General features: G+C 69.9%; 12 protein-coding genes and 1 tRNA gene. 9 read left to right on the plus strand and 4 right to left on the minus strand.

From position 1 onward, the window contains the following. Positions 1-46: 46 nt before the first annotated feature. Complete coding sequence (gene glmS, locus ACIBK0_RS03460) at positions 47-1,864, plus strand: glutamine--fructose-6-phosphate transaminase (isomerizing) (protein WP_399075043.1); 1,818 nt, start codon at positions 47-49, stop codon at positions 1,862-1,864. Positions 1,865-1,988: 124 nt separating this feature from the next. On the opposite strand, the gene ACIBK0_RS03465 is transcribed toward glmS, so the two are convergent. Beyond that, positions 1,989-2,561 carry an acetate uptake transporter gene (locus tag ACIBK0_RS03465; protein WP_399075045.1) on the minus strand — a complete coding sequence of 191 codons (573 nt, stop codon included), beginning with the start codon at positions 2,559-2,561 and terminating at the stop codon, positions 1,989-1,991. A gap of 379 nt (positions 2,562-2,940) precedes the next feature. After that, entirely contained in the window at positions 2,941-3,468 is a 528-nt protein-coding gene (locus ACIBK0_RS03470) for a universal stress protein (RefSeq protein ID WP_028803506.1), read from the minus strand. Positions 3,469-3,834: 366 nt separating this feature from the next. Here ACIBK0_RS03470 and ACIBK0_RS03475 point away from each other — a divergent pair, with 366 nt between their 5' ends. From ACIBK0_RS03475 to ACIBK0_RS03490, 4 genes are all read left to right on the plus strand, one after another. Further along, positions 3,835-4,215, plus strand: coding sequence for a hypothetical protein (locus ACIBK0_RS03475; RefSeq protein WP_399075047.1), 381 nt, complete (start codon positions 3,835-3,837; stop codon positions 4,213-4,215). Positions 4,216-4,589: 374 nt separating this feature from the next. Further along, positions 4,590-5,834 (plus strand): helix-turn-helix domain-containing protein, encoded by a 1,245-nt coding sequence (locus tag ACIBK0_RS03480; protein WP_399075049.1) that lies wholly within the window; start codon positions 4,590-4,592, stop codon positions 5,832-5,834. A 126-nt stretch (positions 5,835-5,960) separates the two neighbouring features. Next, a complete protein-coding gene (orn, locus tag ACIBK0_RS03485) occupies positions 5,961-6,563 on the plus strand; it encodes an oligoribonuclease (RefSeq protein ID WP_399075051.1) in 603 nt (200 codons plus the stop codon). A gap of 106 nt (positions 6,564-6,669) precedes the next feature. Then, positions 6,670-6,742, plus strand: a tRNA-His gene (locus ACIBK0_RS03490). A gap of 51 nt (positions 6,743-6,793) precedes the next feature. Here the strand turns inward: ACIBK0_RS03490 and ACIBK0_RS03495 are convergent. Both ACIBK0_RS03495 and ACIBK0_RS03500 read right to left on the minus strand, forming a co-directional pair. Then, the gene (locus tag ACIBK0_RS03495; RefSeq protein ID WP_399075053.1) at positions 6,794-7,621 is read right to left on the minus strand and encodes a serine/threonine protein kinase; all 828 of its coding nucleotides are present in this window, start codon (positions 7,619-7,621) and stop codon (positions 6,794-6,796) included. 250 nt (positions 7,622-7,871) lie between these two features. Continuing rightward, the gene (locus ACIBK0_RS03500; RefSeq protein WP_399075055.1) at positions 7,872-8,927 is read right to left on the minus strand and encodes a LacI family DNA-binding transcriptional regulator; all 1,056 of its coding nucleotides are present in this window, start codon (positions 8,925-8,927) and stop codon (positions 7,872-7,874) included. A gap of 399 nt (positions 8,928-9,326) precedes the next feature. Between ACIBK0_RS03500 and ACIBK0_RS03505 the strand changes: the two genes are divergently transcribed. The 4 genes from ACIBK0_RS03505 (at position 9,327) to ACIBK0_RS03520 (ending at position 14,119) form a co-directional block, all read left to right on the plus strand. Then, entirely contained in the window at positions 9,327-10,652 is a 1,326-nt protein-coding gene (locus ACIBK0_RS03505) for an ABC transporter substrate-binding protein (RefSeq protein WP_399075059.1), read from the plus strand. Then, the gene (locus ACIBK0_RS03510; RefSeq protein WP_399075061.1) at positions 10,649-11,677 is read left to right on the plus strand and encodes a carbohydrate ABC transporter permease; all 1,029 of its coding nucleotides are present in this window, start codon (positions 10,649-10,651) and stop codon (positions 11,675-11,677) included. The genes ACIBK0_RS03505 and ACIBK0_RS03510 overlap by 4 nt, the downstream gene beginning before the upstream one ends. Continuing rightward, positions 11,674-12,582, plus strand: a complete 909-nt coding sequence (locus ACIBK0_RS03515) for a carbohydrate ABC transporter permease (RefSeq protein WP_399075063.1) — start codon at positions 11,674-11,676, stop codon at positions 12,580-12,582. The genes ACIBK0_RS03510 and ACIBK0_RS03515 overlap by 4 nt, the downstream gene beginning before the upstream one ends. Before the next feature lie 106 nt (positions 12,583-12,688). Then, a complete protein-coding gene (locus ACIBK0_RS03520; protein ID WP_399075065.1) occupies positions 12,689-14,119 on the plus strand; it encodes a GH1 family beta-glucosidase in 1,431 nt (476 codons plus the stop codon). Positions 14,120-14,260 lie beyond the last annotated feature (141 nt).

Here is a 14,260-nt window from a genome sequence, read left to right on the forward strand (position 1 = left end):
GACGCCGGGCGAGCACTCATCGATAGAGGGGACAGAAGGACCGTATATGTGCGGAATCGTGGGATATATCGGAAAGCGCGATGTGGCGCCGCTCCTGCTGGAGGGCCTGCAGCGCCTGGAGTACCGCGGCTACGACTCGGCGGGCATCGTCGTCACGACCCCGAAGTCGGTCGGCCTGAAGATGGTCAAGGCCAAGGGCCGGGTCCGTGACCTGGAAGCCAAGGTCCCCGCGCGCTTCAAGGGCACCACCGGCATCGCCCACACCCGCTGGGCCACCCATGGCGCCCCCTCCGACGTGAACGCCCACCCGCACATGTCGGCCGACAACAAGGTCGCGGTCGTCCACAACGGCATCATCGACAACGCCTCCGACCTGCGGAAGAAGCTCGAGGCCGACGGCATCGAGTTCCTCTCCGAGACCGACACCGAGGTCCTCACCCACCTCATCGCCCGCTCGCAGCAGGAGAAGCTCGAGGACAAGGTCCGCGACGCGCTCCGCGTCATCGAGGGCACGTACGGCATCGCGGTCCTGCACGCCGACTTCCCCGACCGCATCGTGGTGGCGCGCAACGGCTCCCCGGTCGTCCTCGGGATCGGCGAGAAAGAGATGTTCGTCGCATCCGACGTCGCCGCCCTGGTCACCCACACCCGGCAGATAGTGACCCTCGACGACGGCGAGATGGCCACCCTCAAGGCCGACGACTTCCGTACGTACACCACCGAGGGCACCCGTACGACGGCCGAGCCGACCACCGTGGAGTGGGAGGCCGAGTCGTACGACATGGGCGGCCACGACACGTACATGCACAAGGAGATCCACGAGCAGGCCGACGCCGTGGACCGCGTGCTGCGCGGCCGCATCGACGACCGGTTCTCGACCGTGCACCTGGGCGGCCTGAACCTGGACGCCCGTGAGGCGCGCCAGATCCGCCGCGTGAAGATCCTCGGCTGCGGCACCTCGTACCACGCGGGCATGATCGGCGCCCAGATGATCGAGGAGCTCGCCCGCATCCCCGCGGACGCCGAGCCGGCCTCCGAGTTCCGCTACCGCAATGCCGTCGTCGACCCCGACACCCTGTACGTCGCCGTCTCCCAGTCCGGTGAGACCTACGACGTCCTGGCGGCGGTCCAGGAGCTCAAGCGCAAGGGCGCGCGGGTCCTGGGCGTGGTGAACGTGGTGGGCAGCGCCATCGCCCGCGAGGCCGACGGCGGCATGTACGTCCACGCGGGCCCCGAGGTCTGCGTCGTCTCCACCAAGTGCTTCACGAACACGACCGTCGCCTTCGCGCTGCTCGCCCTGCACCTCGGCCGCACCCGTGACCTGTCGGTCCGCGACGGCAAGCGGATCATCGAGGGCCTGCGCAAGCTGCCCGGCCAGATCGCCGAGGTCCTTCAGCAGGAGGACGAGATCAAGAAGCTGGCCGAGCAGTACGCCGAGGCCCGCTCGATGCTCTTCATCGGCCGCGTCCGGGGCTACCCGGTGGCCCGTGAGGCCTCCCTGAAGCTCAAGGAGGTCTCGTACATCCACGCCGAGGCCTACCCCGCCTCCGAGCTCAAGCACGGCCCGCTGGCGCTCATCGAGCCCGCGCTCCCCACGGTCGCGATCGTCCCCGACGACGACCTCCTGGAGAAGAACCGCGCCGCCCTGGAGGAGATCAAGGCCCGCAGCGGCAAGATCCTCGCGGTCGCCCACCAGGAGCAGGAGAAGGCCGACCAGACGATCGTCGTCCCGAAGAACGAGGACGAGCTGGACCCGATCCTCATGGGCATCCCGCTGCAACTCCTCGCTTACCACACGGCGTTGGCGCTGGGCCGGGACATCGACAAGCCGCGCAACCTGGCGAAGTCGGTCACGGTCGAGTAAGTCCGGCCGTACGAGGAGAAGTTGCCTCCTGCGGACATGAACGATCCCCTGTGTGTGCCACCTTCACACAGGGGATCGTTCTTCCAGGGGCCAGGGCCGCCCATTACCCCGGCCCGCGCCAGGCTCAGCCGGTGGCCGTCACCCCCCGGCCGGCGGCGCGTCCGGGCAGTGCGGTGGGCCAGTTGGCGAGCGCCGCCGTGGCCCCGTACCAGGCCAGCAGCCCACCGGCCGCGGCGAACCAGCCCGCGACCTTGGCGAGTCCGCTGGAGTCGCCGAACTGCCCGATGGCCAGCAGGAGAAGGGCCACGAAGAGCAGCCCGTACGTGCCTCGTACGAGTGTCGAGGCGCCGGAGGCCGCGACCGTCAGGCTGAGCGCGACGAGCGCGAACAGGAGCAGGAAGAGGCCGGCCGCGTTGGCGGAGACCTGCGCGTCGGACGTGACGCCCCAGGTGAACCAGAGCGCGCCGAGTGCGGAGAAGGCCGTACCGGTGAAGGCGTCATGCTCGCGGAAGGCGAACAGACCGGCGACGAAGAGCGCGATGCCACCGACATAGGTGGCGAGGGAGACGGAGTCCGCCGCTGTGACGCCGTCGATCACTTCGGTGTGACCGAGGCCGAAGGCCAGCAGGGTGAGTCCGAGCGCGAGTTGGCCGAGGGTCGATGTTGTGGTGCTTCCCGCAGAGACGTCGTTGTCCACGGCGGGCTCCCTTCATGCATGTGCAGTTGTGCTGCGTGGTACCGGCCGTGCGGTTGGTCCGGCGACCGGTATGTACCCTTCACAAGGGCACAAACCACCTCTACGCGCGAGTAGATTTGCGCTGCGGCGAAAGGGAGTTGACCCTGCCCACGGCTCATCTCACCTGGGACAACGTCGAGTTACGGAATGACAACGCCTCAAGAGCGTGCGGCACCGTGGATCACGGGAGGACCGGGAGCGCAACGGGACGACCCCGCGGTTCACGGGATGACCCCGCGGGTCGCGGAGTGACCCGCGGGGATCACGGGACAACCGCGTGGATCACGGATGACCCCGGGGATCACGGGAGACCCCGTGGATCACGGGATGACCGCGTGGATCACGGAATGACGATCACCGGGCGCTGCGCGCGCTTGGCGAGGCGTCCGGCCACCGAGCCGAAGATGCGCCCGACGATGCCGTGCGTGGAGCCGACGACGATCGCGTCCGCCTCGTACTCCCGTCCCACCTCTTCGAGTTCGTGGCAGATGTCTCCGCCGCGCTCGACGAGGATCCACGGCACCTCGGCCAGATACTCGGCGCAGGCGAGTTCGAGTCCGAGCACCTCGGTGCGGTGGTCCGGCACATCGACGAAGACCGGTGGCTCACAGCCGGCCCACACCGTGGTGGGCAGCCGGTTCGCGACATGCACGATGATCAGGCCCGAGCCGGAGCGGTGGGCCATGCCGATCGCGTAGGCGAGGGCGCGTTCGCTGGACGTCGAGCCGTCGAAACCGACGACGACTCCGTGCTTGAAGGCGGGATCGCAGGACTGGCGGGGTTCTTCCGCCGCCAGGGGCTCGGCCGCCGTGGGATCGGCGAGCGGGCGCTTGCGGTTCGCGGGATCGAAGAATTCGTGACCGGCCATGGGTATCTCGGCGTTTGGATCCTCGTGGTGGGGACGACAACGATCGGCAGAGCTGTGTCCGGGAATCATCTTCCCAACCCCATACCCCCAAGGGTACGGCGGCACGCCTCCTCTGCCCAGATCCCGCGCGCGCTGTGCGGCGTTCCCCGGAGCATGCATGAGAGGCGCCCGTAACGCAATGGTTGCTGCCCCGTACAGGCGGTTTGCACAGGGTTCACCCAGGGACGTGGCCTTTCCTCGCGGGGACGGGGCCCTTCCTCGTCGCGGACCGGTAGCCAGACAGTGACCGGCCGGTCGAACACGCGTTGAACCGGTGAGCCACCGCCATGGAGAGCATGGAGAGCACTGGAGTACTAGGGAGCACACGTGCCCGGACCCGACACCGCACCCCGCCACTCCCCCGGAGCCCACTCCGCGACACCCCCCGTGCCGGACACGGCGAGCGCCGTGGTGGGCTGGGCGGCCTTCAGCTGTGTCCTCGTCCCGGTGGTGCTCCTCTGGTACGGCACCTCGCTGGCCGGCGCGGCCGGTACGGCCCTGGGCCTGGCGGCCGTCACCGCGGCCTGCCGGGTGCTGCTGAGGCAGTCCGAGCGCGGCGCGGCGCTGCTGCGCGCCGAGGAGCGGGCCCCGCAACACGGCCGGCACGGCAGGGGTGGCGCGGGGGTCATGAGCGGCGCGCACGGCCGCAGTGGCGCGGGGGCTCACAGAGGTGGTCGGCGCGGTGCGGGGAACAAGCCGGTTGACTGACCGGTTTGTGCGCACGCCCCCGGTTCTTTTCAGCCAACTTCTGCATATCGCGCATCCCTTGGTCGAACGACCCCCCAACCCCCGTTCGACCTGCGCCGAAAGGGCCACAGAGGGCGCGCGCACCCTACGTGGATTGGCCACTGCGACGAGGCGCACTTCCCTGCACGGCCCACGAGTGCAACGCTTCGTGATCGAATGCTTCACGCCAAGTTGCCATGTCGACATTCTGCCGAGTGGAGAACTGGTCACCTTGGCGCCACGGGACACAGTAGATTCGATCTTGTCTTACGGCGGGGGACTCGTGCAGGACCGAGGGGAAACGTGCAGGAGCGACACAACCGAGGAGCCGCGACCACCGAGGGGGGCTTAGCAGTATGAGCCACGACTCCACTGCCGCGCCGGAAGCCGCGGCCCGGAAGCTTTCCGGGCGACGCCGCAAGGAGATCGTCGCGGTGCTGCTGTTCAGCGGCGGCCCCATTTTCGAGAGTTCCATACCGCTGTCGGTGTTCGGGATTGACCGCCAGGACGCCGGCGTGCCGCGCTATCGCCTGTTGGTGTGCGCCGGCGAGGAAGGCCCACTGCGGACCACAGGGGGCCTGGAACTCACCGCACCACATGGCCTGGAAGCGATCTCCAGAGCAGGCACGGTGGTCGTGCCCGCCTGGCGGTCGATCACCTCGCCACCACCGGAGGAAGCGCTCGACGCACTGCGCCGGGCGCACGAGGAGGGTGCCCGCATAGTCGGGCTGTGCACCGGCGCCTTCGTGCTGGCGGCGGCAGGCCTGCTGGACGGCCGCCCGGCGACGACCCACTGGATGTACGCACCGACGCTGGCCAAGCGCTACCCGTCGGTGCACGTCGACCCACGAGAGCTCTTCGTGGACGACGGAGACGTCCTGACATCGGCGGGTACGGCGGCCGGAATCGACCTCTGCCTCCACATCGTGCGGACGGACCACGGCAACGAGGCGGCCGGCGCGCTGGCCCGGCGTCTGGTGGTCCCGCCCCGCCGCAGCGGCGGTCAGGAGCGCTATCTCGATCGGTCTTTACCGGAGGAGATCGGCGCCGACCCCCTCGCGGAGGTCGTCGCCTGGGCGCTGGAGCACCTCCACGAGCAGTTCGACGTCGAGACGCTGGCGGCACGCGCGTACATGAGCCGCCGCACCTTCGACCGCCGGTTCCGCTCCCTCACGGGGAGCGCTCCCCTGCAGTGGCTGATCACTCAGCGCGTACTGCAGGCGCAGCGCCTGCTGGAGACCTCCGACTACTCGGTCGACGAGGTCGCGGGCCGCTGCGGCTTCCGCTCGCCGGTCGCGCTGCGGGGTCACTTCCGGCGCCAGCTCGGATCGTCCCCGGCCGCGTACCGGGCGGCGTACCGCGCCCGCAGGCCGCAGTCCGACCGTTCGTCGGAGACGGACGGCTCCCCGGGACCGGCCGGTCCACCACCGGCGCTGCCGCAGGAGAGTCCGGTCCCGATGCAGACCCGCCGCACGGCGGCGGCCGGCGCCCTGGGCCCGGCTGCATCGTCGGCGTCTCTCTCCACGGACACGGGCAAGCCCGGCCCGGAGCTGTACGCGGCGGGCAGGCCCAGCCTGCCCGGGCAGCGGAGCGCGCCGTAGGACGGCCGTAGTGCGAGGCGAAGGGGTCCGTGCCATGGGTGCGGGCCCCTTCTCCAGCGGTGCGAGCCATCGCCCGGGCAGCACGGGCGGGTCCAGTCGGCCGGAGCGAGCCGTAGGGTGAGACGTATGAACGATCGCATGGTGTGGATCGACTGCGAGATGACCGGGCTCTCGCTGTCGGATGACGCGCTCATCGAGGTGGCCGCGCTGGTCACCGACTCGGAGCTGAACGTGCTGGGCGAAGGCGTGGACATCGTGATCCGCCCGCCGGACGCCGCGCTGGAGACGATGCCGGACGTGGTGCGCCAGATGCACACCGCCTCCGGCCTCCTCGAGGAGCTGGCCGCGGGCACGACCCTGGCGGACGCCGAGGAGCGCGTCCTCTCCTACGTACGTGAGCACGTCAAGGAGCCGGGCAAGGCCCCGCTGTGCGGAAACTCGGTGGGCACGGACCGCGGCTTCCTGCTGCGCGACATGCCGACCCTCGAGGACTACCTCCACTACCGCATCGTGGACGTCTCCTCCATCAAGGAGCTGGCCCGCCGCTGGTACCCCCGGGCGTACTTCAACAGCCCGGAGAAGAACGGCAACCACCGCGCCCTGGCCGACATCCGCGAATCCATCGCCGAGCTCCGCTACTACCGCGAGGCGATCTTCGTCCCCCAGCCCGGCCCCGACTCCGACACCGCCCGCACCATCGCGGCGAAGCACGTCCTGCCTGTCGAATAGGCCTTTGCCGGGGCCCTGCCGGGCCCCCACAAAAGCCGTGCGCGAGCACCCCTTCGGACCCTGTACACTTTTTCTCGGCCGGTCAGGGAAACCAAGACCGGTCGTGGTGGGTGTAGCTCAGCTGGTAGAGCACCTGGTTGTGGTCCAGGATGTCGCGGGTTCAAGTCCCGTCACTCACCCTTGATGAACAGGGCCCGGGCCTGCGAAAGCAGGCCGGGCCCTGTTGCGTGTCACGGCCGACAACCCTCGGCGGCTCGCCAGGCCGTCGCGAAGTCGTGGATGTTCTCGAAGCGGTCGGCGGGGTCGGCGCGGGTGGCGCGGACGATCACCGTTTGCTGGGCCGGGGTGCCGCGCCAGGCGCGTTCCTGGTCGCCCGCGTCCAGGAGGAGGCGGGCGGTGCGGCCCAGGGTGAAGACGGTCGTGCGGGTGTCGATGACCGCGCCGCGCACGAACTCCTCGGGGGCCATGAAGCGCCGTGAACCCGGCAGGCGTTCCTCGTCGAGGACGAACGGGCCCGGCCGGTACTCGTCGAGGTCGATCAAGTGAGTGACGTCGCGGGCGAAGTCGTACAGGAGCGCGCCGTCGTAGAAGTCGACCGCGACATGGCCGGCCGCCTCCACCGCCAGGTGGGCGTCCAGAATCCGGTCGAAGGCGCGCAGCACGCGGTCCGTCGGCAGGGCTCGGAAGCGGACCATCGGGCTGTCCGGGCTCGTACGGTCGCGGGAGCCGCTCCGGGTCGGGTGGTACAGCACCTCGCCCTCCCGCCAGGGCATCACCACCGCCCAGCCGCCACCCTGTGCGGCGATCCGGTGGACCTGCGGGACGATCGCCGTGTGCCGTACGGCCCGGTGGAACGCCCAGCCGCGCGCGAGCGAGTGGTGCGCGCGGTCCGTGACCGCCTCCTTGACGAACCAACGCGCCCCGTCGAGCAGCCGCACCCCGTACGACACACATCCCGAGTCCTCATCCCGGAACGCCCTGAACACCTCGCCCACCCGGGCCAGGTACGGCTCCACGGCAGGCACTTCGTCGACTCCCAGCAGGGGATGCAGGACCATGTCGCCAGAGTGCCTCACGAGAGCGCTGCCGTGTGGACAGACGCGGCGGGTGAGGTGCCGACCGGTCGAGTTCAGGCATCCCGTCGGGCCGACGCGCCGGTCGACCCGGGGCAGCATCCGGGGTGTCGGCCGCCCGTCGAGTCGACCGGGCTGCTCCGGGAGCCCAACGGTCGTGGGCCCGCGCGGGTCTGCGGGCAACCTCGGGCGGGCGCTCACCGGTGACGGATCCGACCGCCACCGGTGGGCGGTCTCACGACGACGCCCGCACCACCAGTTCCGCCGGCAGCACCAACTGCCGCTTCTCCAGCCCACGCGACACGGCCGGGCGGCGGTCCGCGATCTCGCCGAGGAGGAGGTCGATCATCGCGCGGCCCATCTCCTCGATCGGCTGGCGGACGCTGGTCAGCGGCGGGTCCATGTGGCGGGCGATGGCGGAGTCGTCGTAGCCGATCAGCGCCACGTCGTCCGGTATGCGGCGGCCTTCTTCACGCAGCACCTGGCGGGCGCCGGCCGCCATGACGTCGGAGCCGGCGAAGACCGCGTCGAGGTCGGGGCAGCGCTCCAGGAGCAGGGCCATCGCGCGGCGGCCGCCGTCCTCCGTGAAGTCGCCGGGGACGATCAGCCGGTCGTCGACCTCGCGCCCCGCGTCCCGCAGCGCCGCGCGGTAGCCGTCGACGCGCCGCTGGGCGCCGAAGACGTCGAGGCGCCCCGCGAGGTGGACGATCCTCCGGCGGCCCCGGGCGATCAGGTGCTCGACGGCCGCGCGGCCTCCGCCGTAGTTGTCGGAGTCCACGGAGGGCAGCGTCTCGTCCGTGGAGCGGCGGCCGCTGATCACCGCCGGGATCTCCAGCTGGGAGAGGAGGTCGGGGAGGGGGTCGTCCGCGTGGACGGAGACGAGCAGGACGCCGTCCACCCGGTGCGCCGCCAGGTACTGGGCCAGCCGCTGTCTCTCCCGGTCACTGCCCGCGAAGATCAGCAGGAGCTGCATCTCGGTCTCCGAGAGCTCGGCCCCCACACCCCGGAGCATGTCCGAGAAGTACGGCTCGGCGAAGAAACGGGTCTCCGGCTCGGGGACGACCAGGGCGATGGCGTCCGTGCGGTTGGCGGCGAGGGCGCGGGCCGCCGTGTTCGGGACGTAGCCGAGTTCCGCGACGGCCGCCTCGACGGCGGCGCGGGTCGCGTCGCTGACCCGCGGAGAGCCGTTGATCACCCGGGACACAGTCCCGCGGCCCACTCCGGCCCGTGCGGCGACCTCCTCAAGCGTCGGCCGCCCCCCGCTCCGGCCCCGCGCTCCGTGGCCTGCCATTGGCTCCGCCTCCCGACGACCTCTACGTTGGCCTGGAATCTAACAGCCCCGTCCGAGGGGGTGACCGTACCCGGGAGCTGTCGCTCTCAGACCCCCGCTCCGGTCCGAACGGCTCGCCCTCGAACGCCGGGCGGGCTGAAACTCTCCGGCCCCGGCCACAGTTCGCACCTTCCCCGCCGTTAGCTAACAGGCCGATAACTGAAGCCAGATGTCCGCGCTTCCACCCTTGACACCCCCGCCCGGACCGACGACTCTTCAACACATCACCTGTGGGAGCGCTCCCACAGTACCTGACACATACACATCCCGCACGTTCCCCGCCCGAGCCGCAGCGAGAACCAACGGGCCCAACAGAGCAGTTGGCCGGGGGGTCGGCACGTCAGGCAACAGGAGGACGCAATGCGCACGAGTACCCGTCGGTCCCGCAGGCTGGGGGCCCTCGCGGCCGTCGCCGCGCTGACCACAGGGCTGCTGGCCGGCTGCGCCAACGACTCGGATGACGGCTCGTCGAACTCGGACGGCGGTGGCAAGGGCGGCGGTAAGACCACGCTGACCATCGGCACCTTCGGTGTCTTCGGCTACAAGCAGGCCGGCCTCTACGACGAGTACATGAAGCTTCACCCGGACATCACCATCAAGGAGAACGTCACCACCCGTACCGACGTGTACTGGCCCAAGACGCTCACGCGGCTGCAGGCCGGTTCCGGCACCGACGACATCCAGGCGATCGAGGTCGGCAACATCACCGAGGCCGTGCAGACGCAGGCCGACAAGTTCGTCGACCTCGGCAAGGAGGTCGACAAGTCGCAGTGGCTGGACTGGAAGAACGCCCAGGCCACCACCAAGGACGGCAAGCTGATCGGGCTCGGTACGGACGTCGGCCCGATGGCGATCTGTTACCGCAAGGACCTGTTCCAGAAGGCCGGCCTGGAGACGGACCGCACCAAGCTCGCCGAGCAGTGGAAGGGCGACTGGTCCAAGTACGTGGACCTCGGCAAGGAGTACATGAAGAAGGCGCCGAAGGGCACCAAGTACGTGGACTCCGCCTCCTCGGTCTACAACGCGGCGCTCGGCGGTGAGAGCCAGCGGTACTACGACAAGGACGGCAACGTCATCTGGGACAAGTCGACGGGCGTGAAGAACGCCTGGAACACCGCCATGGAGGTGGCGACCAGCGACATGTCGGCGAAGCTGAAGCAGTTCGACCCGACGTGGGACCAGGGCTACGCCAAGGGCAGCTTCGCGACGGTGGCCTGCCCGGCGTGGATGATCGGCTACATCGAGCAGAAGTCCGGTGACTCCGGCAAGGGCAAGTGGGACGTGGCGGCGGCGCCGACCGCGGCCAACTGGGGCGGTTCGTTCATCGGCGTGCCGACGGCGGGCAAGCACCAGAAGGAGGCCGTCGCGCTGGCGAAGTGGCTGACCGCCCCCGAGCAGCAGGCCAAGGTCTTCGCCAAGCAGGCGAGCTTCCCGTCGACGCCGTCGGCGTACGCGAGCCTGAAGCCGCAGGCCGACACCACGGCGTACTTCTCGGACGCGCCGATCACCCAGATCTTCTCCGACTCGGCGAAGACCATCCCGACCCAGTACTTCGGCGTCAAGGACCAGCCGATCGGCACGGCCATCACCGACGTCGGCATCCTCCAGGTCGAGCAGAAGGGCAAGACGCCCGACCAGGGCTGGAACGCGGCCAAGTCGGAGATCAAGGACGTGCTCGGCCAGTGACCAGCTCCAAGCAGGCTCTCGCGCAGACCGCGCCGAGCGCCGACGCCGCGCCCGGTGACCAGCCGGGCGCGGCCCGCCGCGCTCACGGTCGCGGTACGCCGCCCCCGGGCACGAGCTCCTGGCGCAGCCGGCTGTACCGCTGGGACATGAAGGCGTCGCCGTACGCGTTCATCGCCCCCTTCTTCATCGTCTTCGGGGCCTTCGGGCTCGTGCCGCTGCTGTACACGGCCTGGTACTCGCTGCACAACGTGCAGTTGTCCGGCCTGGACCACCAGACCTGGGTGGGCCTGGACAACTACAAGAACCTGCTGTCCTCGGAGTTCTTCTGGAACGCCCTGGAGAACACCTTCACCATCGGTGTGATCTCGACGGTGCCGCAGCTGCTGATGGCGATCGGGATCGCGCATCTGCTCAACTACCGGCTGCGCGGCTCGACCGTGTGGCGGGTCGTGATGCTCACTCCGTACGCCACCTCGGTGGCGGCGGCGACGCTGGTCTTCACGCTGCTGTACTCGTGGGACGGCGGCATGATCAACTGGCTGCTGCACTTCGTCGGGGTCGACCCGATCAACTGGCGCGAGTCCGACTGGGGCGGGCAGTTCGCCGTCTCCTCGATCGTGATCTGGCGGTGGACCGGCTACAACGCGCTGATCTATCTGGCGGCGATGCAGGCCATACCCACCGATCTGTACGAATCGGCCGCGCTGGACGGGGCAGGCCGCTGGCAGCAGTTCCGCCATGTGACGGTCCCGATGCTCCGGCCGACGATCCTGTTCACGGTGGTGGTCTCCACGATCGGCGCGACCCAGCTCTTCGGTGAGCCCCTGCTGTTCGGCGGGGTGAGCGGTTCGAAGGGCGGCTCCGCGCACCAGTACCAGACGCTCGGCCTGTACATGTACGACCAGGGCTGGGGCATCGGCAACCTCGGTAAGGCGTCCGCAATCGCCTGGACGATGTTCCTGATCCTGCTGATCGTCGCCGCGATCAATCTGCTGATCACCCGACGGCTGAGGAAATCCCAATGACCACAAGTGAACTGACGCTGCCTCAGGCGAAGGAGAGGGGCCCGGGCGGCGGGCGTCCCGGACGCCGCCGCGTGCTCGGCGCGGGCAAGCAACTGCACGCGGGCCCGGTCACCTATGTCGTCCTGACGGTTCTCGCGCTGGTCTCGCTGGCGCCGCTGCTGTGGACCGCGATCGCGGCCTCACGCAACAACGAGCGGCTCGCACAGACACCGCCGCCGCTGTGGTTCGGCGGCAACCTGTTCAAGAACCTCCAGACCGCGTGGGACCAGGCGGGGCTCGGCACCGCGATGGTCAACTCCGTGATCGTCGCCGGGACCATCACCTTCGGTACGGTCCTGTTCTCCACGCTCGCCGGGTTCGCCTTCGCCAAGCTGCGGTTCAAGTTCTCCAGCACCCTGCTGCTGCTCACCATCGGCACGATGATGATCCCGCCGCAGCTGGCCGTCGTACCCCTCTACCTGTGGATGAGCGACCTGGGCTGGTCCAACCAGCTGCAGACGGTCATCCTGCCCACCCTCGTGAGCGCCTTCGGCACGTTCTTCATGCGGCAGTACCTGGTGCAGGCGCTGCCCACCGAGCTGATCGAGGCGGCGCGGGTCGACGGAGCGAGCAGTCTGCGCGTCGTATGGCACGTGGTCTTCCCGGCGGCGCGGCCGGCGATGGCGGTGCTCGGGCTGCTGACCTTCGTGATGGCCTGGAACGACTTCCTCTGGCCGATCATCGCGCTCAACCAGCAGAACCCCACCGTCCAGGTCGCCCTGAACGGCCTCGGCACCGGCTACATCCCCGACCAGTCGGTGATCATGGCCGGCGCGCTGCTCGGCACACTGCCGCTGCTCATCGCCTTCGTCCTGTTCGGCAAGCAGATCGTGGGCGGCATCATGCAGGGCGCGATCAAGGGCTGACCCTTCCCTCCTCAGGGGGCCGGGTCACCGCCGCCCCGGCCCCCCTTTCTTCCCTCTCCCCTCCTCCGACTCGTCGGTCTCCACGACCTCCTATGGGAGCGCTTCCATGCCTGAGCCCATTACCCCCGTGACCTTTCCTCCCGCCTTCCTCTGGGGCGCGGCGACCTCCGCGTACCAGATCGAGGGGGCGGTGCGGGAGGACGGACGCACGCCCTCGATCTGGGACACCTTCAGCCATACGCCGGGCAAGACCGCGGGCGGTGAGACCGGTGACGTGGCCGTCGACCACTACCACCGCTACCGCGACGACGTGGCCCTGATGGCGGAGCTGGGCCTGACGGCGTACCGCTTCTCGGTCTCCTGGCCGCGCGTGCAGCCGACCGGTCGCGGGCCCGCCGTGCAGCGCGGCCTGGACTTCTACCGACGGCTCGTCGACGAACTCCTCACCCACGGCATCAAGCCCGCCGTCACCCTCTACCACTGGGACCTCCCGCAGGAGCTGGAGGACGCGGGCGGCTGGCCGGAGCGCGACACGGCGCTGCGTTTCGCCGAGTACGCGCAGATCGTCGGCGAGGCACTGGGCGACCGTGTCGAGCAGTGGATCACCCTCAACGAGCCCTGGTGCAGCGCGTTCCTGGGGTACGGCTCCGGGGTGCACGCTCCGGGCCGTACGGACGCGGCGGCGTCGCTGAGGGCGGCGCACCACCTGAACCTGGCCCACGGACTCGGCACCTCGGCCCTGCGCGGCGCGATGCCCGCCCGCAACACGGTCGCGGTGAGCCTCAACTCCTCGGTGGTCCGTCCGCTTTCCCAGGACCCGGCGGACCTGGCGGCCGCGCGGCGCATCGACGATCTCGCCAACGGCGTCTTCCACGGCCCGATGCTGCACGGGGCGTACCCGGAGACACTGCTGGCGGCGACGTCATCGGTCACGGACTGGTCGTACGTCCTGGACGGCGACCTCGCGGCGATCCACCAGCCGCTCGACGCGCTCGGCCTCAACTACTACACGCCGACCCTGGTTTCGGCGGCGGACAGCACCGCGGCGGGCCCGCGCGCGGACGGTCACGGCGCGAGCTCGTACTCCCCGTGGCCCGGCGCGGACGATGTCGCCTTCCATCAAACCCCGGGCGAGCGTACGGAGATGGGCTGGACGATCGATCCGACGGGCCTGCACGACCTGATCATGCGCTACACGCGGGAGGCGCCGGGCCTGCCGCTGTACGTGACGGAGAACGGCGCCGCCTACGACGACAAGCCGGACCCGGAAGGCCGCGTCCACGACCCTGAGCGGATCGCGTACCTGCACGGCCATCTGTCCGCGGTGCAGCGCGCCATCACCGACGGCGCGGATGTGCGCGGCTACTACCTCTGGTCCCTGATGGACAACTTCGAGTGGGCGTACGGCTACGACAAGCGCTTCGGTGCGGTGTACGTGGACTACGCGACCCAGACCCGTACGCCGAAGTCGAGCGCCCTCTGGTACGAGCAGGCGGCGCGGACGGGCACGCTGCCGCCGCCGGCGGCCGCCGAGTAGACCATGTGACCGGGGGGGATGGCGGGGGGACGGGGCGCGGCGCCGGAGGGGGGCGCCGCGCCCCCGGGGCGGGCGGGGCCCGGGGGGAAGTTGTCGGGGCCCCCGCCGGCCGGGGGGGGGGGCCCGCGGCCGCGTAGGGGC

The sequence above is a fragment of the Streptomyces sp. NPDC050564 genome (assembly GCF_044457265.1).
Classification (GTDB): domain Bacteria; phylum Actinomycetota; class Actinomycetes; order Streptomycetales; family Streptomycetaceae; genus Streptomyces.

Bases quoted from the DNA above. Each gene is read 5' to 3' on its own strand.
- glmS (WP_399075043.1), top strand. From the start codon at position 47: ATGTGCGGAATCGTGGGATATATCGGAAAGCGCGATGTGGCGCCGCTC.
- ACIBK0_RS03470 (WP_028803506.1), bottom strand. From the start codon at position 3,468: ATGGCCGGTCACGAATTCTTCGATCCCGCGAACCGCAAGCGCCCGCTC.
- ACIBK0_RS03480 (WP_399075049.1), top strand. From the start codon at position 4,590: ATGAGCCACGACTCCACTGCCGCGCCGGAAGCCGCGGCCCGGAAGCTT.
- orn (WP_399075051.1), top strand. From the start codon at position 5,961: ATGAACGATCGCATGGTGTGGATCGACTGCGAGATGACCGGGCTCTCG.
- ACIBK0_RS03495 (WP_399075053.1), bottom strand. From the start codon at position 7,621: ATGGTCCTGCATCCCCTGCTGGGAGTCGACGAAGTGCCTGCCGTGGAG.
- ACIBK0_RS03500 (WP_399075055.1), bottom strand. From the start codon at position 8,927: ATGGCAGGCCACGGAGCGCGGGGCCGGAGCGGGGGGCGGCCGACGCTT.
- ACIBK0_RS03505 (WP_399075059.1), top strand. From the start codon at position 9,327: ATGCGCACGAGTACCCGTCGGTCCCGCAGGCTGGGGGCCCTCGCGGCC.
- ACIBK0_RS03515 (WP_399075063.1), top strand. From the start codon at position 11,674: ATGACCACAAGTGAACTGACGCTGCCTCAGGCGAAGGAGAGGGGCCCG.
- ACIBK0_RS03520 (WP_399075065.1), top strand. From the start codon at position 12,689: ATGCCTGAGCCCATTACCCCCGTGACCTTTCCTCCCGCCTTCCTCTGG.